Source organism: Hongsoonwoonella zoysiae, assembly GCF_013266695.1.
GTDB classification, from domain to species: Bacteria; Pseudomonadota; Alphaproteobacteria; order Rhizobiales; family Stappiaceae; genus Hongsoonwoonella; species Hongsoonwoonella zoysiae.
This window is the reverse complement of the sequence record NZ_JABRXF010000003.1, coordinates 240905-262499: the sequence shown is the minus strand read 5'-3', so window position 1 is coordinate 262499 and position 21595 is coordinate 240905. Positions and strand designations below refer to the sequence as shown.

The 21595-nt window shown below is 61.3% G+C and carries 20 protein-coding genes and 2 tRNA genes; 12 read left to right on the top strand and 10 right to left on the bottom strand.

What is annotated here, in order from left to right:
- The first annotated feature begins 271 nt into the window (after window positions 1-271).
- The 4 genes from oppB (at window position 272) to HPQ64_RS17600 (ending at window position 4781) form a co-directional block, all read left to right on the top strand.
- Window positions 272-1195, top strand: coding sequence for an oligopeptide ABC transporter permease OppB (gene oppB / locus HPQ64_RS17615; RefSeq protein ID WP_172889950.1), 924 nt, complete (start codon window positions 272-274; stop codon window positions 1193-1195).
- 13 nt (window positions 1196-1208) lie between these two features.
- A complete protein-coding gene (locus tag HPQ64_RS17610; RefSeq protein WP_172889949.1) occupies window positions 1209-2345 on the top strand; it encodes an ABC transporter permease subunit in 1137 nt (378 codons plus the stop codon).
- 20 nt (window positions 2346-2365) lie between these two features.
- Entirely contained in the window at window positions 2366-3979 is a 1614-nt protein-coding gene (locus HPQ64_RS17605) for an ABC transporter ATP-binding protein (RefSeq protein ID WP_210260394.1), read from the top strand.
- Between the two features lie 85 nt (window positions 3980-4064).
- Window positions 4065-4781: a L,D-transpeptidase gene (locus HPQ64_RS17600; RefSeq protein WP_172889947.1), complete on the top strand. Its 717-nt coding sequence runs from the start codon at window positions 4065-4067 to the stop codon at window positions 4779-4781.
- Window positions 4782-4790: 9 nt separating this feature from the next.
- Here HPQ64_RS17600 and trhA read toward each other — a convergent pair whose 3' ends face one another.
- Together trhA and HPQ64_RS17590 are read right to left on the bottom strand one after the other, a co-directional pair.
- Window positions 4791-5462 (bottom strand): PAQR family membrane homeostasis protein TrhA, encoded by a 672-nt coding sequence (gene trhA / locus HPQ64_RS17595; protein WP_210260356.1) that lies wholly within the window; start codon window positions 5460-5462, stop codon window positions 4791-4793.
- 59 nt (window positions 5463-5521) lie between these two features.
- Complete coding sequence (locus HPQ64_RS17590) at window positions 5522-6193, bottom strand: GntR family transcriptional regulator (RefSeq protein ID WP_172889946.1); 672 nt, start codon at window positions 6191-6193, stop codon at window positions 5522-5524.
- A 292-nt stretch (window positions 6194-6485) separates the two neighbouring features.
- On the opposite strand from HPQ64_RS17590, the gene HPQ64_RS17585 reads away from it, so the two are divergent.
- From HPQ64_RS17585 to HPQ64_RS17560, 6 genes are all read left to right on the top strand, one after another.
- Window positions 6486-7442, top strand: a complete 957-nt coding sequence (locus HPQ64_RS17585; protein WP_246270816.1) for a TRAP transporter substrate-binding protein — start codon at window positions 6486-6488, stop codon at window positions 7440-7442.
- A gap of 151 nt (window positions 7443-7593) precedes the next feature.
- A complete protein-coding gene (locus HPQ64_RS17580) occupies window positions 7594-8079 on the top strand; it encodes a TRAP transporter small permease subunit (protein WP_172889944.1) in 486 nt (161 codons plus the stop codon).
- Complete coding sequence (locus HPQ64_RS17575) at window positions 8076-9392, top strand: TRAP transporter large permease (RefSeq protein ID WP_172889943.1); 1317 nt, start codon at window positions 8076-8078, stop codon at window positions 9390-9392. The genes HPQ64_RS17580 and HPQ64_RS17575 overlap by 4 nt, the downstream gene beginning before the upstream one ends.
- A complete protein-coding gene (locus HPQ64_RS17570) occupies window positions 9389-10756 on the top strand; it encodes a malonyl-CoA decarboxylase (RefSeq protein WP_172889942.1) in 1368 nt (455 codons plus the stop codon). The genes HPQ64_RS17575 and HPQ64_RS17570 overlap by 4 nt, the downstream gene beginning before the upstream one ends.
- Window positions 10753-12267 carry a malonate--CoA ligase gene (locus HPQ64_RS17565; protein ID WP_172889941.1) on the top strand — a complete coding sequence of 505 codons (1515 nt, stop codon included), beginning with the start codon at window positions 10753-10755 and terminating at the stop codon, window positions 12265-12267. Before HPQ64_RS17570 ends, HPQ64_RS17565 begins: the two co-directional genes overlap by 4 nt.
- Window positions 12268-12607: 340 nt before the next feature.
- The gene (locus tag HPQ64_RS17560) at window positions 12608-14086 is read left to right on the top strand and encodes a helicase HerA domain-containing protein (protein ID WP_172889940.1); all 1479 of its coding nucleotides are present in this window, start codon (window positions 12608-12610) and stop codon (window positions 14084-14086) included.
- Between the two features lie 46 nt (window positions 14087-14132).
- Here the strand turns inward: HPQ64_RS17560 and HPQ64_RS17555 are convergent, their stop codons facing one another.
- The 3 genes from HPQ64_RS17555 to HPQ64_RS17545 form a co-directional block, all read right to left on the bottom strand.
- Window positions 14133-14462, bottom strand: coding sequence for a hypothetical protein (locus HPQ64_RS17555; RefSeq protein ID WP_172889939.1), 330 nt, complete (start codon window positions 14460-14462; stop codon window positions 14133-14135).
- Window positions 14463-14646: 184 nt separating this feature from the next.
- Entirely contained in the window at window positions 14647-14853 is a 207-nt protein-coding gene (locus HPQ64_RS17550) for a hypothetical protein (protein ID WP_246270779.1), read from the bottom strand.
- Between the two features lie 339 nt (window positions 14854-15192).
- Window positions 15193-15269: transfer RNA gene (locus HPQ64_RS17545), tRNA-Pro, on the bottom strand.
- A 251-nt stretch (window positions 15270-15520) separates the two neighbouring features.
- On the opposite strand from HPQ64_RS17545, the gene HPQ64_RS17540 reads away from it, so the two are divergent.
- Window positions 15521-15595, top strand: a tRNA-Gln gene (locus HPQ64_RS17540).
- A 581-nt stretch (window positions 15596-16176) separates the two neighbouring features.
- Here HPQ64_RS17540 and HPQ64_RS17535 read toward each other — a convergent pair.
- The 5 genes from HPQ64_RS17535 to HPQ64_RS17515 form a co-directional block, all read right to left on the bottom strand.
- Window positions 16177-16662: a peroxiredoxin family protein gene (locus HPQ64_RS17535; protein ID WP_210260355.1), complete on the bottom strand. Its 486-nt coding sequence runs from the start codon at window positions 16660-16662 to the stop codon at window positions 16177-16179.
- Window positions 16663-16710: 48 nt separating this feature from the next.
- Window positions 16711-17499, bottom strand: a complete 789-nt coding sequence (locus tag HPQ64_RS17530; protein ID WP_172889937.1) for a 2-keto-4-pentenoate hydratase — start codon at window positions 17497-17499, stop codon at window positions 16711-16713.
- Between the two features lie 13 nt (window positions 17500-17512).
- Window positions 17513-18850 (bottom strand): TRAP transporter large permease, encoded by a 1338-nt coding sequence (locus HPQ64_RS17525; RefSeq protein ID WP_172889936.1) that lies wholly within the window; start codon window positions 18848-18850, stop codon window positions 17513-17515.
- The gene (locus HPQ64_RS17520; protein WP_172889935.1) at window positions 18850-19485 is read right to left on the bottom strand and encodes a TRAP transporter small permease subunit; all 636 of its coding nucleotides are present in this window, start codon (window positions 19483-19485) and stop codon (window positions 18850-18852) included. Before HPQ64_RS17520 ends, HPQ64_RS17525 begins: the two co-directional genes overlap by 1 nt.
- A gap of 165 nt (window positions 19486-19650) precedes the next feature.
- On the bottom strand, window positions 19651-20670 hold the full coding sequence (locus tag HPQ64_RS17515) for a TRAP transporter substrate-binding protein (RefSeq protein ID WP_172889934.1): 1020 nt from the start codon (window positions 20668-20670) through the stop codon (window positions 19651-19653).
- A gap of 163 nt (window positions 20671-20833) precedes the next feature.
- Between HPQ64_RS17515 and HPQ64_RS17510 the strand changes: the two genes are divergently transcribed.
- Window positions 20834-21592: a FadR/GntR family transcriptional regulator gene (locus HPQ64_RS17510; RefSeq protein WP_281358318.1), complete on the top strand. Its 759-nt coding sequence runs from the start codon at window positions 20834-20836 to the stop codon at window positions 21590-21592.
- Window positions 21593-21595 lie beyond the last annotated feature (3 nt).

Here is a 21595-nt window from a genome sequence, read left to right as displayed (position 1 = left end):
GGGTCCGTGACCTAACCCTCTCCCTTCAAGGGAGAGGGGACGACAGCGGCGCCTCTCTGCATCGATTATTTGCGCTCCCAACCGCACTGACAAAATGTGCCAACGAGCAATTGAGCAGTATCCTGAATCTCAGGACGCGCACGACGTCGCACCGGGTGGGGGTATCGCATGCCTGGAGGCATCGAGGGCCGCTGTGTTTCCTCGCCGCATGCGTGGCAAGCTTGAACGGAATAGCGTGGCGAACTGCCAGTTGAGAAAGGCGTAGACGACGATGGCGCGATATATCCTGGGCCGGCTGCTCAGCGCGATCCCGACGCTTTTTCTGATCGTGACGATCTCTTTCTTCCTGATCCGGGTCGCGCCCGGCGGGCCGTTCGACCTGGAACGTCCGCTGGAAGCCAAGGTGATGGAAAACCTCCAGCGCATCTACCAGCTCGACAAGCCTTTATGGCAGCAATATCTGCTCTACCTGAAAAGCGTCGCCTCCGGCGATTTCGGGCCGAGCTTCTATTTCCGCGATTTTTCCATCAATGAGCTTTTCGCGGCCTCCCTGCCGATCTCCATCACGCTCGGCGCATCGGCCCTGTTGCTTGCCCTTGTCGTTGGCGGCTTCATGGGCATGATCGCGGCGCTGCGGCAAAACAGAAGCACCGACTACGCCATGATGACGGCGGCAACCATCGGCGTGACGATCCCGAATTTCGTGGTCGCGCCCTTGCTGACGCTCTTTTTCGGCGTCTGGCTGGGGCTGCTGCCCGTCGGCGGATGGAACAACGGGGCGGCGCAAAACATGATCCTGCCGATCATCACGCTCGCCCTGCCGCAGATTGCCGTGGTGGCGCGTCTCACGCGCGGCTCGATGATCGAGGCGCTGCGCTCCAACCACGTGAGAACCGCCCGCGCCTATGGGCTTTCGAACTACGCGGTCGTGGTGGTGCATTCGCTAAGAGGCGCGATCCTGCCCGTGATTTCCTATCTCGGCCCCGCGGCCGCGGCACTTCTGACCGGCTCTGTCGTCATCGAGACGATCTTCGGCATTCCCGGTATCGGCCGCTACTTCGTGCAAGGCGCGCTCAACCGCGACTACACGCTTGTGATGGGGACGGTGGTGGTGGTCGCCGTCTTCGTCATCGTCTTCAACCTGATCGTCGATGTGCTCTACGCGCTCCTCGATCCGCGCGTGCGCTACGACTGAGGTTCTGACCCTAATGACCAGCACGACGGACGAAAGAGACATCAAACCCGGCTCGGCAGTGCGTGGGCGCTCGTTGTGGGACGATGCGCGCGACCGGCTTCTGGCCAACAAGGCGGCGGTGGCCAGCATGATCCTGCTGGCGGTGGTAGCGGTGGCCTGTTTTCTCGGCCCCCTTGTTTCGCCGCACGACTATGATGAGGTCTACCGCGAGTATGTGAAGGTGCCGGCAAGCCTTCAACCTTATCCCCGCGCCGACCAGGTGACGCCGGAAATCGAAAGCGTGCTTCGCCGGGCGCGGGTGACGATTGACGAACTCGACGTCGAAAGCGGCAGCTTCACCGCGAAGATCTCATCCTCGCGCAAGATCGACCCGCGCGTGACGCGCTATGTCGACCGATCGGATCTGTTCGAAAACGCCGAGATATTCGGTTTTTCGGCGGATGAAACATCCGCCACCGTGCGCGCCGACGTGAAGACGCTCTATTTCTTCTTCGGTACCGATTCCAACGGCCGCGACCTGATGACGAGAACGCTGATCGCGGGCCGCGTTTCCCTGACGATCGGGCTTCTGGCCACATTCGTCGCAATCGCCATCGGCGTGGTCTATGGGGCGGTGTCGGGCTACCTCGGCGGGCGCACCGACCTGATGATGATGCGCATCGTCGATATCCTCTATTCGCTGCCCTTCATTTTCTTCGTCATCCTGCTCGTCGTCTTCTTCGGACGGAATTTCGTGCTGATGTTCATCGCGGTAGGCGCGGTGGAATGGCTCGACATGGCGCGCATCGTGCGCGGGCAGACGCTGAGCCTGAAACGGCAGGAATTCGTGCAGGCGGCCGAAGCGCTCGGCGTTGACAATACAGGCGTTCTGAAACGCCACATCATTCCCAATACACTGGGGCAGGTGGTGATCTACATGACGCTGCTGGTGCCGAAGGTGATCCTGCTTGAAAGCTTCCTGTCCTTCCTCGGCCTTGGCGTGCAGGAGCCGATGACAAGCTGGGGCGTTCTGATTTCAGAAGGCTCGCGCAACGTGCAAGGGGCGGCCTGGATGCTGATCTTCCCCTCCATCTTCCTGACCTCGACGCTGTTCGCGCTGAATTTTATCGGCGATGGACTGCGCGACGCGCTCGACCCGAAGGACCGTTGAGGATGACGGGGGCAAAGACAATGGATGGGGGCGCCGTTCTCGACATCCGCGGGCTTACCGTCGATTTCGACACTCCGACGGGCACCGTGAAGGCGGTAAGGGGCGTCGACATCGCCGTTTCCAAGGGGGAGACGGTGGCGGTGGTCGGCGAAAGCGGCTCCGGCAAGAGCCAGACGATGATGGCGGCGATGGGCCTTCTTGCACAGAACGGGCGTACGAAGGGCAAGGTACTTTATCGCGGCGACGATATCCTCGGCCTGCCGGCAAGGCGGCTCAACCGCATCCGGGGCGCGAAGATCACCATGATCTTCCAGGAGCCGATGACCTCGCTCGACCCGCTCTACACCATCGAGCGCCAGCTCTGCGAGCCGATGGTGGAACATGGCGGCTATTCCTGGTCTGCTGCGAGGAAACGGGCGCTTGAGCTCTTGCAGCTTGTGCAGATTCCGTCGCCCGAGCGCAAGCTCAAGGGGTTTCCGCACGAGCTTTCCGGCGGGCAGCGCCAGCGCGTGATGATCGCCATGGCGCTTGCCAACGACCCGGACGTGCTGATCGCCGACGAGCCGACGACGGCGCTGGACGTGACCACGCAGGCGCGGATCCTGGAGCTTCTGGCCGACCTGCAAAAACGGCTTGGCATGGCCGTCGTCTTCATCACCCACGACCTCGGCATCGTCCGCCAGATCGCCGACCGGGTCTACGTCATGAAAGACGGCGAGGTGTTGGAAGAGGGCGAAGCGGAAAGCCTGTTGAAGGCACCGAAGCACCCTTACACGAAGATGCTGCTCGACGCCGAACCGGAAGGGCGAAAAGGCCCGGTGCCGGACAGCCGCCCCATCCTGCTGGAGGGGCAGAAACTTTCTGTCGCCTTCGACCTCGGCGGCGGCTTCCTGAAGGCACCGCAGGTGCTGAAGGCCGTCGATGACGTGACGCTGACGGTAAGGGAAGGGCAAACGCTCGGCATCGTCGGCGAAAGCGGGTCCGGCAAGTCGACGCTGGGGCGCGCACTCCTGCAGCTTCTGCCGCACCAGGGCCGGGTGCGCTTTTCCGGCCACGACATTTCCAACGCCGACAAACGCGAGATGCGCCCGCTGCGGCGCGAGATGCAGCTCGTCTTCCAGGACCCGTTCGGCTCGCTTTCCCCGCGCATGACCGTGGGCCAGATCGTGACCGAAGGCCTGCTGGTGCACGAGCCGCAGCTTTCCGCGAAGGATCGCGACAGGCGCGCCTGCGAGGTGTTGGAGGAGGTTTCGCTCGACCCGGCCATGCGCAACCGCTACCCGCATGAATTTTCCGGCGGCCAGCGCCAGCGCATCGCAATCGCCCGGACCATGGTGCTGAAACCGAAGCTCGTCGTGCTTGACGAGCCGACATCCGCCCTCGACCGGACGATCCAGAAACAGATCGTGGAACTCTTGCGCAAACTGCAGCGCGACCATGGGCTGACCTACCTTTTCATCAGCCATGATCTGGCGATCGTGCGTGCGCTCGCCGACCGGGTGATGGTCATGCAGCACGGAAGGATCGTCGAGGCCGGGGAGACGGAGGCGATCTTCGAGCATCCGGTGCAGGACTACACCCGTGAGCTAATTGCCGCAGCCTGGCAAAATCTGGAGCCGGTCGGAGGAAATTGAGCGGCTGGCGCTTGAAATCGGACAAATCCTCCGCGACAAGCGAGGGGCGCGGGCGGGGGCTGCCTGCATTCGGGAGTTAACGCCAATGGCGGCAATCGAGCGGCAAGACGAAGGGTTCAAGGGAGTGGCGTTTTCGCGGCGTACGCTCATCATCGGCGCGCCGCTTGCGCTGACGGCCTGCCAGACCGCGCTGGTGGGGCTTTCCAACCAGCCGCCGCTGCCGGACGACGAATTCGACTACGAGCTTGCCTATGCGGCGAAGGAAGAGGACGAATTCAGGATCCCGGCGATCGACTACAAGGCGTTCGACCGCAAATTCTGGCGCCAGGTGGTGGATTACGACACGCGCGAGCGGGCGGGCACTATCGTGGTCGATCCATACAACAATTTCCTCTACTGGACGCTGGGGCGCGACAGGGCACTGCGTTACGGCATCGGTGTCGGCAAGGCGGGTTTCGCCTGGTCGGGCGATGCCAAGGTGCGCGTGAAGCGGCCCTGGCCGATCTGGCGCCCTCCGCAGGAGATGATCGCGCGGCGCCCGGAACTCGCCAAATACTGGGAAGAGGGTTACCCGCGCGGACCGAAGAACCCGCTCGGCGCGCGCGCCATGGATCTTTGGCAGGGCAGCGTCGACACGCTCTACCGCATCCACGGAACGCCTGAGCCGAGCTCTATCGGGCGAAGCGTTTCGAGCGGATGCATTCGCATGTGGCACCAGGACGTGATCGACCTTTACGACCGGGTGCCGCTGCACACGAAAGTGGTGGTGCTGAGCGAGGAAGCATCGGCGAAGACGGCGTGAGGGGCGGTCTCACGCAATTCCCGGCAGCGCCACGTCCGAGACAATCGCCACGAAGTGGCAGATGGCGGCAGCCAACACGAAGCCGTGCCAGATCGCGTTCTGGAAGGGCAGCGACTTCCACGCGTAAAACGCAGTGCCGGCGGTATAGAGAAAGCCGCCCGCGATCAGGAACCAGAAACCCGCCGAAGATGCATTCATGAGAAGCGGCTCATAGGCGAAGACGATCACCCAGCCAAGCGCGAGGCAGATCGGCACGGTGAGCTTCTCCAGCTTCTTGAAGGCGAAAAGCTTGATCAGCGCGCCGGCGGCTGCCCCCGCCCAGACGACGGCGAGGATGATATTGCCGACGCGTCCGCCGATCACCATCGTCGAAAAGGGGGTGTAGGTGCCGGCGATCATCAGGAAGATCGCCGCGTGATCGAGCCGGCGAAGAACGCCGGTCTTGTTGTCCTTGGCGGTCATGTTGTAGAGCGCGGAAGCGGTGAGCATCATGATCAGGCAGGCGCTGTAGACGGAGACGCTGGCGATGCGACCGGCCTCCATGCCGGGCCATGTGAGAATCGCCAGCGTGACGGCGGCGGCAAGCCCGAGAGCGATCCCGATCACATGGATTACGCTGTCGGCGATATATTCCGCACGGGTCATCATGATGTGCGAGCCGTCCCTTTTCCATTGATCCATTGTCAAATTGGACGGTCCGGCGCGGCGATGCAACGGTGTCGTCGGGGAAGGGGTGGCCTTCAACTTCGCTGCTCACCCAGCGAAGCGACGAAGTCGTTGAAGCGTTCGCCCTGAATGAGGATGTGCGAGCGCAGCACGTTTTCCGCCTTTTCGGCATCGCCCTCCAGAACGGCGTCGACGATGGCCTGATGTTCGGCGAGCGAACCCTTCACCCGGTTGCGCACGCGAAGCTGCAGGCGGCGGTAAGCCTTCAGCCGGTTTTGCAGCGCGCGGGCCTGCTCTGCCAGGAAACCGTTGTGGCTGGCGGCATAAATCGCCTCGTGAAAGCGCTCGTTGGCGTGGAAATAACCGTCCGGCGTCTGCTGGTCCGCCGCCAGAATGCAGGCCTCATGCGCGGCGACAAGCTCCGCCTGCTCCTGCGCCGTCATGCGCCGGCAGGCAAGGCGCACGCACATGGCCTCAAGCTCCGCCATCACCTGGAACATCTCGACAAGGCGCGAGATGCCGATATCGCGCACGAATGCGCCCCGCCGGGGACGTATCTCGACAAGGCCGGCGACCGAAAGCTCGATCAGCGCCTCGCGGATCGGCGTGCGCGAAACGGCGAAGCGCTTGGCGAGCGTCACCTCATCAAGGCGCGAACCGGGCGGATAACGCCCGACGGCGATGTCATCTTCCAGTGCTTCACGCAGGGTTTGCGCCGTTCTGGGGCGGGTCTTCAACTCCATCATGGGTCGAATTTATGCAAAATCCATTCGATTGTATACAAAAACAATTGACTTGAATGCACAGACCGTGATTGCCTTCTTCCTCGGCGGCAGCGCGAGGGTGCCTGCGATGTCCGGTGTGAAAATCCGGGTGGAGGCGAGGCGGCTGCGCTGGCATGCTTTTTACCGGCGAGACAACCGCTGAAAGCGGGGCAAAGCCGAAAACATGGGATGAGGCCTGCCGGCAAGCGGCGGGCAATGGGAGGAAAGAATGCTCAAGACATTTACCAAGGCGGCTCTTTGCCTCGGCGTTGCAATGGCGGTGACAGTACCCGCCGCTCAGGCCGAAACCGTGCTCAAGGCGTCTCACCAGTGGCCGGGCGGCAAGGGCGACGTGCGCGACGAGATGGTGCAGATCCTCGCTCGCGAAGTGGAAAAGGCCGGTGTGGACCTGAAGATCCAGGTCTATCCGGGAGCCTCGCTCTTCAAGCCGAGGGAGCAATGGGGCGCGATGGTGAAAGGCCAGCTCGACATTTCGGCCTTCCCGCTCGACTACGCTTCCGGCCGTCACCCGCAGTTTTCAGCGACCCTGATGCCGGGTCTCGTGCAGAACCACGACCGTGCGCTGAGGCTGAACGATTCCCCGTTCATGGACGACATCAAGGCGATTATCGAGGACGCCGGCGTGAAGGTGATTTCCGATGCCTGGCTTGCAGGCGCATTCGCCTCCAAGAAGCAGTGCATCACCTCGCCCGAGACCATGCAGGGGCAGGTGACGCGAGCGGCCGGCCCGGCGTTCGAACAGATGCTGGTGGGGGCGGGCGCTTCCATCTCGTCCATGCCGTCGTCAGAAATCTACACGGCGATGCAAACGGGCGTTCTGGACGCGGCCAACACCTCTTCCGGCTCCTTCGTTTCCTACCGGCTTTACGAGCAGGCGACCTGCCTGACGGCACCGGGCGAGAACGCGCTTTGGTTCATGTATGAGCCGATCCTGATTTCCAAGCGGACGTGGGACGGGCTTTCAAAAGAGCAGCAGGACGCGCTGATGGCCGCCGGCCAGGTGGCTGAGGAGTATTTCGTCGGCGAGGCCAAGAAACTCGACCAGACGCTGGTCGATACCTACAAGAAGGCAGGTGTCGAGGTGGTCGAGATGTCGCCGGACGACTATCAGGCGTGGCTCGGCATCGCCAAGGAGACATCCTACAAGAACTTCTCCGAAAACGTCGAAGGTGGCGACGAGTTGATCGCCAAGGCGCTGGCCGTCGACTGACCGGATCGGCATTGCCGAAAACGAAGGGCGCGGCGACAGGTTCCGCGCCCTTTTTCGCCCCGTTTGCCGGCCTGGAGCATATCCTCATCGCGAAATTCGATCCGGATTTTGCGAGATATGCTCAAGCGAGCCACGGCGAGGTAACTTCAAGATGTCACTCTATATCCGCCTGGTTACAGCTCTTTCGCGGATCGGCGGCGTGTTCGCCATCCTGCTGACGGCGTCCGCAGCGCTTGTTGTCACGCAAATGGTCTTCATGCGCTACGTGCTGAACGCCTCGACCGTCTGGCAGACCGAATATGTGATCTACGCATTGGTCGCGGCGACCTTCATCGGCTCGCCCTATGTGCTGCTGGAAAAGGGGCATGTGAACGTCGACCTTCTGCAGATCACGGCGTCCGACAACGTCAAGCGGATCATGAAGCTTCTGTCCGGCCTCGTGGGCGTCGCGTTTTGCTCGCTGCTCGCCTATTCGGGGTGGATGTATTTCCACGAAGCATGGGAAGGCGGCTGGACGACCGACACGGTCTGGGCGATCCCGCTCTGGATCCCGCTGTTGCCGCTGCCCCTCGGCATCGGGCTGCTCGTCCTGCAATATATCGCTGAAATCATGAAGCTTTTCGGAGAAGACGCATGACGCCGCTTCTTTGGGGTGCCATCGTTCTGGTGTTCCTGCTCGCTCTTCTTGCGCTTGGAACGCCGATCGCCTTCGCACTCGGCTTCGTGTCGATCGTCATCCTCATGCTGGCGGAAGGCTCCGGTTCGCTCAGCATCCTCGGCGAAACCTTTTTCGGCGGGCTTGCCTCCTTCGGCCTCGTCTCCATTCCGATGTTCATCCTGATGGGGGCGGCCGTTGCATCCTCGCCCGCCGGCAAGGACCTTTACGAAGCCCTCGACCGCTGGCTGAACCGCGTGCCGGGCGGGCTTGTGCTTTCAAACCTCGGGGCCTGTTCCATCTTCGCGGCCCTTTCCGGCTCGTCGCCCGCGACGTGTGCCGCCATCGGCAAGATGGGCATTCCGGAAATGACGAAGCGTGGCTACCCGAACGAGATCGCAGCGGGTTCCATCGCGGCCGGCGGCACGCTCGGCATTCTCATTCCGCCGTCGATCACCATGATCGTCTACGGGATCGCGACGGAAACTTCGATTGGGCGGCTGTTTTTGGCGGGCCTCGTACCCGGTGCGATGCTGACCGCGCTCTTCATGATCTGGACGGTCTACGCCTGCAAGCGGCAGGGCATCGGCCTCAGCGAGATCACGCGCGCCTATTCCATGCGCGAGCGCCTCAGCGCGCTGCCGCGCGTGCTGCCGTTCCTGGCGATTATCGTCGCGATCCTCTACGTGCTTTACGGCGGCATCGCCACACCGTCGGAGGCCGCGGGCGTGGGCGCGATAATCTGCCTTGTCTTCGTCGCCGTGATCTACAGGCTCTGGAAGCCGTCGCTCTACACGGGGCTTTTTCGCGACACGCTGAAGGAGAGCGTCATGATCATGATGATCATCGGCGCATCGGAGCTGTTCTCCTTCACGCTTTCCTCGCTCTTCATCACCCAGTCCATCGCCGAATGGATCGCCGGGCTGGAGGTTAACCGCTGGGTGCTGATGGCGATCATCAATGTATTCCTGCTGTTCGCCGGCTTCTTCCTGCCGCCTGTTGCCGTAATCCTGATGACGGCGCCAATCCTCTTGCCGATCATCACGCAAGCCGGCTTCGACCCCTACTGGTTCGCGGTTGTCTTCACCATCAACATGGAAATCGGCCTCATTACTCCGCCCGTGGGATTGAATCTCTATGTCATCAATGGCATCGCGCCGAAGATAACCCTAAGTGAGATTCTCAGGGGCGCGATGCCATACGTCGGATGTATGGTTGTCGGTATCATATTGCTGTGTCTCATGCCGGGTATTGCAACCTGGCTGCCAGACCTGCTGATGGGACCCGGCCTATGAACACCAGTTTCTTCAACGAGTTGCTGTCCTCCATCGCCGAGCAGGGGCGCAGCCTGCTCGAGCGCCGGCGCGACAGGAGCACAAGCGGCAGGGCGGTGGGCGACACCTGCGAGGCGCTGTTATCGGGCCGGGGCGAAGCTTCGGGCGTGGCGCTCGCGGGCGATGTGCTGGCAAGTTACCGCGCCTTGGGCGGGGATGCGCGAACGGAGTTCTTCGAGGAGCTGTTCTCGCGCTTCGGAACCAACCGTGACGAGATCGAGCGCCTCGCGCGGGAGATCGCGCAAAATCCCGGCGACGAGAAGCTGGTGCGGCGCATGCATCTGGCGTCAGAACCGAAGCGGCAGGAACTGATCCGACGGCTGAACCTGGCGCCCGGGGGCACGAGCGAGCTTGTTGCCATGCGCGCAGAGCTGCTTCAGCGCCTGAAGGACAAGCCGGAACTTGCCGAGGTCGACAGCGATTTCGAGCATCTTTTCTCGTCGTGGTTCAACAGGGGGTTCCTCGTCATGCGACGGATTGACTGGTCGACGCCCGCGTCGATCCTTTCGAAAATCATCCGCTACGAGGCGGTGCATGAAATCCGCGACTGGGAGGATCTGCGCCGGCGCATAGATCTCGCCGACCGCAGGCTTTACGCCTTCTTCCATCCCGCCCTTGTCGACGACCCGCTGATTTTCGTGGAGGTGGCGCTGACGCGCGAGATCCCTGAGGCGATACCGCCGATCCTGGCCGAGGAACGGGCGGAAATTTCGGCGCGGGACGCAACGACGGCGACATTCTATTCCATCTCCAATTGCCAGAAGGGCCTGCGCGGCATTTCCTTCGGCAATTTCCTGATCAAGCAGGTGGTGGAGGAACTTCGCCGCGAGCTGCCCAACCTCAAGACCTTCGTCACGCTTTCGCCGGTGCCGGGGTTCCGGGCGTGGCTGGCGCGGGACATGGATGGCGAAGACAGCGTCGCGCGCAGGGTCCTGTCCCCCGATCAGGTTGAAGCCATCGGCAATGACGCCTGGGAATACGATGAGGAAATGCGCACCCGCCTGACTGATCCGCTGCGGGCGCTTTGCGCGCATTACCTCGTGCGTGAGAAGCGCGGGAACACGGACCGTCCGCTCGATCCGGTCGCCCGGTTCCACCTTGGCAACGGCGCGCGGCTTGAGCGGGTGAACCGGTTCGGCGATCCTTCGCCCAATGGTATCCGTCAATCGTTTGGCGTCATGGTGAATTACCTCTATGACCTTGGCGACATCGAAAAGAATCACGAGGCCTTCGCGGCGAACGGGACTGTTGCGACATCGTCGGCGGTGACCCGTCTGCTCAAGGCCGTACCGGACAAGAAAAAGACCGTGGTGCCCGCAGCATGACGAACCATCTCATCGACGAAATCCGCTCGCGCATATCCGATGAAGCTAAAACGTTTCTTGAAACGCCCGGCGGACAGAAGCTGACCTATGGGCAAGTAATCGCGCGGTCCGGCCAGTTCGCCAATGCGCTGCAAGCGCTTGGCGTTTCGCCGGGCGACCGCGTGGCGGTGCAGGTGGAAAAATCCCCCGAAGCGCTGCTGCTTTACCTTGCCACCGTGCGGGCGGGCGCGATTTTCCTGCCGCTCAACACAGCCTATACGCCGGCCGAAATCGGCTATTTCGTCGGTGATGCGGAGCCAAAGGTGCTTGTCTGCGATCCGGCACGCGTCGCCTCACTTTCCGACATTGCGGGCGGGGTGGGTGCGGGCGTCGAAACGCTGGATGCAAATGGCAGCGGCAGCTTGCGCGAGAATGCTGACGCGGCTTCTTCAGCATTTGAGGATGTCGCGCGAGGGCCCGATGATCTCGCCGCGATCCTTTATACCTCCGGCACGACCGGACGCTCCAAAGGGGCGATGCTTTCGCACGAAAACCTGGCCTCCAACGCAAGGACGCTTGTCGACTACTGGCGCTTTTCCAAGGACGACGTCCTTTTGCACGCCCTGCCGATCTTCCATACGCATGGGCTTTTCGTCGCGACCAATGTGACGCTGATGGCCGGCGGATCGCTCCTGTTCCTGGCGAAATTCGATCTTGGCGAAGTGCTGCGCCTTCTGCCGCGCGCAACCTCGATGATGGGCGTTCCGACGTTCTACACGAGGCTTCTGTCCACCAGCGACTTCACCAGGGATCTCGTGGCGCACATGCGGCTTTTCATCTCCGGTTCCGCGCCGCTTTCCGCCGAAGTGCACAAGGAATTCAGCGAGCGAACGGGCCACGCCATTCTCGAGCGCTATGGCATGACCGAAACCAACATGAACACATCCAACCCGTATGACGGCGACAGGCGGCCAGGAACCGTGGGCTTTCCGCTGCCGGGCGTGGACCTTCGGATCGCCGACCCGGAAACCGGCAAGGTGCTGGAGGATGGCGAGGTCGGCGTTATCGAGGTCAAGGGGCCGAATGTCTTCAAAGGTTACTGGCGGATGCCGGAGAAGACGGCGGAAGAATTCCGCGCCGACGGCTTTTTCATCACGGGCGACATGGGTGTCATCGACAAGTGGGGCTATGTGTCGATCGTCGGCCGGGCGAAGGACCTGATCATCTCCGGGGGGTTCAACGTCTATCCCGCGGAAGTGGAAGCCCTGATCGACGAGATACCGGGCGTTGCCGAAAACGCGGTGATCGGCGTAGCCCACCCCGATTTCGGCGAGGGTGTTGTCGCGGTGGTGGCGAAAAAGCCGGGCGCGGAATTGAGTGCCGATAGCGTGCGCGAAGCGCTTGTCGACAAGCTTGCCAAGTTCAAGCAGCCGAAGACCGTCTATATGGTCGACCAGTTGCCGCGTAATACCATGGGCAAAATCCAGAAGAACGTGCTGCGCGATACCTACAAGGACACGTTCGCGGGGTAGGTGAGATCCAAGTTCGGGACGTGTCATGCCGGACAAGTGAGGCGAAGCCGAGCGCTGATCCGGTATCCGGACATATGGTGCGGGCAAAGCCCGCTCTTCTTAAGGAAGCGCGCTATTGCGCGGCCTATGCGCCGGGTTCCCCGATCATGTCGGGGACAAGCCCGGCTATCTCGCGATGCGCTGACGCGCACACGGGCCGGGATGACGTTCTTTGTAACATCGGATTTGTTCATCAATGCGCACCCCTTGTCCACACGCGCCTTGCTCTTCGCTTTGAACCGGTCAGCCGAATCGTTCAAACTCGCGGAAATCGGCGAAATTTCGAAAGCACTCCTAATCCATGACGGTGAGTATCGACATGGGCCGGACCGTCTCGGGCGAGACGGCCGTGCTCGATCTGGAAGAGCTTCTGGCGACCCGCCTGCTGGTGCAGGGCAATTCCGGGTCCGGAAAGTCGCATCTTCTGCGCCGTCTTCTGGAGCAAAGCGCCACCTGGGTGCAGCAGGCGGTGATCGACCCGGAAGGGGATTTCGTCACTCTGGCCGACAAGTTCGGGCAGGTTGTCATCGATGCGGCCGCCTGCGAGCGCGAGCTTGCGGTGATCGGCACAAGGGTGCGCAAGCACCGCATTTCCGTGGTTCTTAATCTGGAAGGGCTCGACGTCGACCGCCAGATGAAGGCTGCATCCGTCTTCCTGAACGCGCTTTTCGAGATCGAGCGCGATCACTGGTACCCCATGCTGGTCGTCGTCGACGAGGCGCAGCTTTTCGCGCCCGCAGCCTCAGGGGACGCGGGTGAGGAGGCGCGGCGCGTGGCGCTGGGCGCGATGACGAACCTCATGTGCCGGGGCCGAAAGCGTGGGCTTGCCGGCGTCATCGCCACGCAGCGCCTGGCGAAGCTTGCCAAGAACGTCGCCGCGGAAGCCTCCAACTTCCTGATGGGGCGCACCTTCCTCGATATCGACATGGCGCGCGCGGCCGACCTGCTTGGCATGGAAAAGCGGCAGGCCGAAACCTTCCGCGATCTCCAGCGCGGGCAGTTCGTCGCGCTCGGCCCCGCGCTTTACCGCCGCCCGGTGAAACTCGTTATCGGCGAGGTGGAAACGGCGGCACGCGGCGGCGGGCCGAAGCTGACGCCGTTGCCCGAGACCGCGCCGGAAAACGTTGAGGACCTTCTCTTTCAGCCGGCGAGCGATGAAGAGCGAAGCGAAATACAGCGCAGGCCCACGCCATCTGCGGCGCCCGCCGAAATCCTGGAGCAACTGAGCCGCAGGCAAAAGCAGGGCGAGATGCGCGAGGGCGCGGAGGCGGAACCGGAGGACGCTGCGGAACGGCAAGCCGCCCTGCAGGCGGTTCTCGCAGGCCTCATGTCCGAACCCGAAGCCGCTTATCAGCCGATCGCGCAGCTTTATCAGGATTTCCAGGTGAGGCTCAGGATCGCCCGCGTTACGGCACCGCCCCCGGACCTTTCGGAATTCCGCCGGCTGGTGACGCTCGCGCGGGCCGGTGTGGGCGCCGGCGAGATCGACGAGGCCGAATGGGCGCAGGCCGAACTCATCGCCGAAAGTGTGAGCGAAGATATGCGCGGCATCTTTCTGCTGATCGCGGAAGCGGCCGCACGCGGCGAGCCTTGTCCTTCCGAGGAAGAGATCGCGCGCGCTTACGGCACACGTTCGCTGGGTCGCGCGCGGTGGCTGCTGACACACCTTGAAGAGCGCGGCTTCATTGTTTGCGCGAGCGATTTGCGCGGCAACCGGATCGTCACGCTGCCGGATCTCGGCTGGCAAACCGCAGCAGTGGCGGGACGGGCGACGGGTTAGCGTTTCTTATCGGCTTCAGGCGGCGTTCTATGCGCGGATGCGGAAATCAATCCGTGTCCCGGTCTCCGTTGCCGTGGAAAATATCCGCGCAACGATAGGCTACGGGACATTCGTAAACGTCGGCGGTCGGGGCGTAGAACGCCTTCAAATTAAGTTCCGGGGTGCAGTAGGCCTGTGAACTGACGAACCGGTCATAGGTGTATCGGCCGGTTGCCATGACGACGGCGCCGCTTTGCACTACGAACGCTTGCGCCTGGGCGCATGTCATCGCGCGCGTGTCCGGCAGCGCTTGAGCATGAGATTGCACTGCCGCAAGCAAAAGCGTCAGGGTTCCAACGGCGATAGAGCTTGCAAGACGAATGGGCCCGTAAATCATGGAAGTACCTCGCTGGTCATCCAATAAACAAACAAAAGCCCTCAGAATATCGTCTTGTTATAATTACGTAACGTCAATTGACATTTTTACGGATTCCACCGGAGGCAGGCTTAAATCGCCGAAAAGCTGCGCCTGCTTGCGAATGCCTCGGGTTGCAATCTTTTGAGCAATCCGCCACCGCAGCTTAATTCGTAGGGCGAAAGATCTGCCTGCATTCATAAGCGACAGGGCACTGGGCCGTGTCGCGCGTCGGCGCATAAAGCGGCTTCAGGATTTCATCGCGCATGCAATAGGCGCGGGACGCCACGAAGCGGTCGTACGTATACTGACCTGTCGACATGACGACCGCACCGCGCTGGTTCACGATTGCCTGCGCCTGAGCACAGGTCATGGACCGCGTGTCGGGCCGCGCCTGAGCGAGTGACGCCGTGTTTGCCAGTGCGAGTAAAACGCAGATCAGCGATATACAAGACTTGCCGTGTTTTCTCATTGTCCTGTCTCGCGCCAATTCAAAAGGAAAGCTTGGAAGAGAATCGATATTCACGAATGGAATTAGATTCCGGGTGGGGAAGATCAATACGGGAAAATGCGTTTCGAATGTATTTTGACCGGGTATCGAACAGCGATTGTAACCGCCCCCACAATTTTGTATTCGCCGACATGTAAAATTGCGCCGCGCCAAATAGACGTATCGGTGCAGGAAGAGAGGGGGGGTAAGTGCTTGAAATTATGGTCGGAGTGGCAGGATTCGAACCTGCGACCCCCTCGTCCCGAACGAGGTGCGCTACCAGGCTGCGCTACACTCCGATTTTTGGCATCGCGATGGTTGATCTTCAAGAAAGATCATCGGGTTTCCCGCCGCGTCGTGAGGCGGTCTAATATCACCCGCCTTTGGCCTTAGCAACCCTGCTCGTATCGCTTTTTTCGCATGGTTGTGGATGACGGCAGGCTGCGCAGCGTCAAAATACGAAGAGAGGTTGTGGATCGTCGCGGAAGTTGCCTTATCGGGCCACTTGCATGGGCACGGGCCCCTCGCTATACAGGCGTTCATTCTTCGATGGGGCGTAGCCAAGCGGTAAGGCACCGGTTTTTGGTACCGGCATGCGCAGGTTCGAATCCTGCCGCCCCAGCCATCCAATCAATCTTTTCGCAGATTTTCTTGTGTTTCGGGTTGGCTGGACTCTGATTTGGGCAAATTGTCGTACACGTGTGCTGTACGTAAGTCCCTTCATTCACCGGTGAAATTGATCGAGCTTGCACCGTCGGGCCGCGTGCTTTCGGTGCCAGGCTGAAATTCTCTAAACCGCGCATTGAGCATTCCCTGCCAAATCCGAAGCGGTATTGGCAGGAAATGATCCGATATATCAATCCTGAAGTATTTTCCATCAAGCCGGGAGAACGCACTCGACCGGAGAGCCTTCCGGGTTTTTGACAGAGGCTCCGCCGACCGGGAGGGGTTCGTCGGAACGCGGCACCTCGATTTCGCGTCGGCCGGGCGCACTGTCAAAAACTTGCGGGATATGCCGGCACGCGTTCTCAACGTTCAGATCACCGAACGTCGTTTCACCGTCTCGTTCGCCTGGCATGATCACCCCGGCAAACACTGTCGCCAGGGTGAATCATGTTCAGAAAGCGGCGCAGTGGGTGCGGTTCCTCTTCGGCCTGCCGAAGATAGGTCCATAGGAGGAGAGACGGCCGCAATCGCGCCTGTTTCTCAAACAGTTCCGCGAGCGGGACGGTTGTGAGCGATGTTGAACTTCATGCCGTCCAGCAGTTCTTCGAGATCGGGGCGCGCGGCGGGCCCGTTCGAGAGACAGACCACCTGGATCACACCGTCGGGACGGATGCAGAAGACGGCGGGTTCGGCAAAGCGCCGGTCCGTTTCGTCAGGCGAGAGAGGGTCGGAAACATACACGCCGAGCGTGCGCATCTGCTCTTCGGTCAGCCCGTAGCCGACCGGAAAGCGCCAGCCGTATTCGTCCAAGTCCGCCTGCGCCTTTTCCTCGGGATCAGCGGAGCATGCCAAGACGTCAAACCCGGCTTCCTGCCAGGCGCCAAGGAGGGAATCGAGTTTGTTGAGATAAGGCTTGCACCGCCCGCAGTGCTTGCCGCGATAGATCACGAACAGGGTGTGGCGGTCACCCGGTCCGCCGACGGCCAACGTGCCGCCTCCGAGTTTCGGAAACGATATCCGGGGCATGGCGCCTCCGGCGACGGGTTTGGTCATCATCATGATGAGGTCCTTTCTTCAAGTGTCCTGTTGGGTCGCCAACGTGACGACCACGGTTCCGAAGTCTCCAAACGAGGCCTTGTTCCGGCCAGGGGCGGCCGGGGTCGGCGGTGCGCAGGTGCCGGTTGTGACGACATGGCCCGTGCCGAGCACAAGGCCGTGTTCGGCCGCGAAAGCCGACAAAAACATAAGGGCTTCCACCGGATCGGGGCGGTTTTCGGGAGGAAACGCCTCAACCAAGGTTCCGTCGCCGAGTTCCACCTCGATAGGTGATGCGATGAGCCTTTCGAGATCGTCAAAGGGGATATCCGGTCCAAGGATCAGATATGCGGCCGCGTTGTTGTCGGCGATGATCTCCGGTTGGCTCATGCCGGGCTTGTCGATGTAGCGGCTATCGGCAAGTTCTATCGCGATCTGAATCCGCCCTATTGCCGCACGTGCCGCGTCCCTGTCCTTAAGCGGCGCATGCGGAGGAATGTCCCTGGAAAGCGTTATGGCGATTTCCGGCTCCACCTCGGGCCGGTTGAGGGTTTCTCCGGCCAATACCGTTCCGGAGGGTTGCAGAGCGTCGCCAATCAGGCGTCCGACAGTAGGGGCGCTGAGGCCGTTGGCCTCCTGCGCACCTTTCGTCGATAGGGCAAGCTTCCATCCGACGACCGGTGCTGCGATCTCGGAAATCATCTCGTTCTGGATCCGGTAGGCCGTCTGGAGGTCACGGGGCGGAACCTGCAACCTGTCGACGCGTGCGTCGGGCATCGAGTAGGCGCGCACCAGCGGCATGACGGACGGGTGAATCGAATGCGACATAGGATCGGTTTCCTCAAAGCAATATCGTCGTGATCTCGGGAAAGACCATCATGATCGTCAGCACCAAAAGCTGGATGCCGATGAACGGAAGGAACCCGCGGAAGATGTCTGTCAGGCTGATTTCTGGTGGCGCCACAGATTTCAGGTAGAACGCAGCAGGGCCGAAAGGTGGGCTCAGAAAGCTCACCTGCATGTTGATGCAGAACAGGATGCCGAACCAGACCGACACCTCGGAGGCGGAAAGCGTGCCGAGGACGCCGAAGTCCGCAGGGTCCATGCGCGCGACGATGGGAAGGAAAACGGGCATCGCAAGCAGAACAATGCCAATCCAATCAAGAAGCGCGCCGAGAAACAGGAAGATCAGCATCATGACCGCGATAATCCCCATGGCGGGAATGTCGAGGCCCAGAATCGACCCGGCGATAAAGGTAGGGCCTCCAGCCAGAGAATAGGCGCCCGCCAGCGCCGTCGCGCCGAAGGTTACCCAAAGGATTGTGCCGGTGGACCGCATCGTCCGTTGCAGTGCTTGGAGAAACAGCGGGCCGGTCAACTCCCGTCGGACCGCGATCAGCAAAAGCGTGCCGACACATCCGATCGCCGCCGCTTCGGTGATACCCGTAATGCCGCCATATATCGAGCCGAGGATCGCACCCACCAGCATGACCGGGGGCAGGAGGCCTTTCAGGGCGACGATCTTTTCGCCGAAAGTGACATCGGCCTCGCGCTCCGGCAGGGGAGCATCCTCGGGGTGAAGCCGGGCGCGAAATGCGATGTAGACAATGTAGCATCCGCCGAGAAGCAGACCCGGGATGATCGCCGCCTTGAACAACGCATGGATCGAAGTTTCGGTTACGACCCCATAGATTATGAGAACAATTGAGGGCGGGATCATGGTTCCCAGCGATCCCGCTGCGCAGATCGTGCCGCAGGCGAGGTTCCGGTTATAGTTCAGGCGAAGCATCTGCGGCAGCGCCACAAGGCCGAGCAGCACGATCTCACCGCCGATGATGCCCGACATGGCGGCCATAATTATCGCCATGATCGAGGTGACGATCGCGATCCCGCCGCGGGTCCGCGCCAGCCAGACGTTAAGCGCATCGTACATGTCGCGGGCGATGTTGCTGCGTTCGAGGAGCATCGCCATGAAGATGAAGAGCGGCACCGCGAGAAGCGCGTGTTCGATTGTCAGGTCGTACATCCGCTGACCGAGGATGAAGAACCCCCGATCCCCGAGCTTCCAATAAGCTACGAGAACCCCGAGAAAGCCAGAGGCCAACCCGAGAGGGACGCCGATTGCCAGAAGTGCGATGATGCCGACGACCAGCAGGATTGACAGTTCCGCGATGCCCATCAGGCGTCCTCGGCAGGAACGATCGCGTGCGCGCGGCGCCAGTCGACGATCAGGTTGTTGATCGCCTGCACGCTCATCCAGACGCAGGTGATGCAGATCAGCGGTTTCATGATGGCGGGGATCGGCGGGTTCCATGCCGATCCGTATAGTTCCCAGGCTTCGAATTTCCGGAGCGCGTTACCCCAATAGCCCCACGCGACGGCCCAACAGAAGACGCAGATACAAAGTGTGGCGGCGACATCCATGACGCGTTGGACGTCGCGGGGTACCGCCTCATAGAGGATGACCACGCGGATGTGGCTGCGCTGCTGCATGGCGTAGAGACCGGCGACAAGGAAAATCACGCCACCGAGCCAGCGTGAAAGTTCCTCGACCCATAGCGTTGGAGCCTCGAAGACATAGCGCAACACGACTTCGAACATCATGATCGTCGTGATCACCGCCACGAAAAACATCAGGACCGACGACACCGCAAGCGTGATCCGGTCCACAACGGTCAAGGGGGGTGGAGCCTGCCCGTGGAGACTGCGGGTCAAGACCGGCATCAGCCTTGGGGCGAGGAAGATCATCCAGAGAAGCAAGCCCGCGCCGATCGCGGCAACCCAGGCGTACCCGGATGGTGTTAGAGTTGGCATAATGGAACTTCAGTTGCGTTTATGAAGGAAGGGCGGTGCGTGCCGGGACAACATGCGTTCTGGTGAAGCCACCCGGACGCGGAGATGTTGATAACGTTCAAGATTCCGGGGCATCCGGCATTCGAATGAACGCCGGATGCCCCAGGCTCGTCCCGAAGCTTCCGGTTACTCGGAAATCAGCCCGAGTTCCTTCATGAAATCGATGTGACTCGATACGAGGATATTGGCCTCGGGAGACTTTTCCGCCCATGCCTCCCATTTCCCGCGCGAAAATTTGCGAAATGCTGCACGCTGTTCGGCGTTCCAGTCGTAAAGGGTGACGTCCCCGGCTGCGAGCCGTTTGGCCGCCTTTTCCATTTCCAGCGAATGGCTCAGCGTGTCGCGGAAGGCAAGCTTTTCCATCGCAACTTCGATGATCGCCCGAATATCGTCGGGCAGTTCATCCCACACTTCCTTGTTGATTGCGAGGTGATCGGCTGGCATCGAGTGAAAGCCGGGGTAGGTCGCGTGCTTGGCGATGTCGTAAAGGCCGATCTCGCTGTTTGTGGCGATGTTGGACGCGTCAGCGCCGTCGATGACCTTCGTCTCGAGCGCGGTGAAGACTTCGCCGAAGTCCATCACGATCGGGCTCGCGCCAAGGGCGGCGAAGATTTCGGTCTCGATGCCGGGGGGCGAGCGGAACTTCCAGTCCTTGAAGTCCTCGACGCTCGCGAGCGGGCTCGTCGACGAAAGCGATTCCTGGCCCGGGATCCACCAGCCGACGAAATGCATGCCGTTCGCGTTGTAAAGCTCCTGCGCCTTTTCCAGTCCTCCGCCGTAATAGAGCCAGGAGTACATCTGCCAAGGCGTGTCATAGCCGCCGAGGATGTCACCAACGAACTGGAAGGCCGGGTTTTTGCCGGTCTGGTAGGCGCCGCCCGTCATGTCGCCATCAAGAACGCCGTTGACGGCGGCATCGAAGGTTTCGGTCGCGCGGACGAGCGAAGCGGAGAAAAACATCTCGATATCCACACGGCCGCCCGACATCCGCTCCACGTCGTCGGCGAAGGCTTGAGCATTCTGTCCCTTCAGGGATTCAGCACTGAAATGGGTCTGAATCCGCAGGTTGTAGTCCGCTGCGAGCGCGGCGGAGGCGCCAAGGCACGTTGATACAAGACTCGCCGCGGCTAGCTTGAAAAGCGTCATTAATCTCTCCTCCCTGAATGCGGGCCGCCAGGACGGCGGCCAAAGTCGCTATTTGTATGTTATATGTTGTAAGTTGTATGATGAACTGATAAGTGTCAATAACAGTTCGCGAACCGCGGCGCGAGGCTTGCGGACAAGAGTTAAGAGTAAGGAGGCAAGCCGGATGGTGCGGAGCGGTGAGACCATAAGAGGATTGCATGCGCGCCCTCGTCCGAAATTGAGCGAGCAGGTGGGAGGAGAATTGCGCGCGATGATCCAGCGCGGGGATCTTGCTCCCGGAGACAGGTTGCCAACCGAAAGCGCTTTGGTCGCCCTGTTCGGTGTCAGCCGGACCGTAGTGCGCGAGGCGATTTCCGGGCTTCGCGTGGATGGTCTCGTGCGTGCGCACCAAGGGCGCGGAGTGTTCGTCTCGGACGATCTCAGTCATCAGCCTTTCCGCCTCGACCGAGAGGAACTCAGCCTTGCGGAGCATATGCTGCAAACCATGGAATTGCGGCTCAGCATGGAGGTCGCGAGCGCCGAACTGGCGGCCGCGCGGCGAACCGATACCGATCTCGAGGCGATCGAGGCGGCGATGCGAAGCCATCACGCCGCACATCTTGTCGGCGCGGGAGGTCAGAAGGAGGATTTCGCCTTTCATCTGGCCATCGCAGAGGCGACGCAGAACAATTATGTCGCCGATTTCCTGCGTTTTCTCGGACCTTTCATCATCCCCCAATCTGCCATGAGGCAGATGCCGGACGACGAGCGCGAAATCTACCAGGCGAGCCTGAGGGACGAGCACGCCGAGATCGCCGGTGCAATCAAGAGGAGGGATCCGAAAGCCGCCGCGGAATCAATGCGGGCTCACCTTATGCGCGGGTTGGAGCTGAACCGGCGCTCCTTCGCGGAATCGCATTCCGCCCGGTATTACGATGGATAGCAA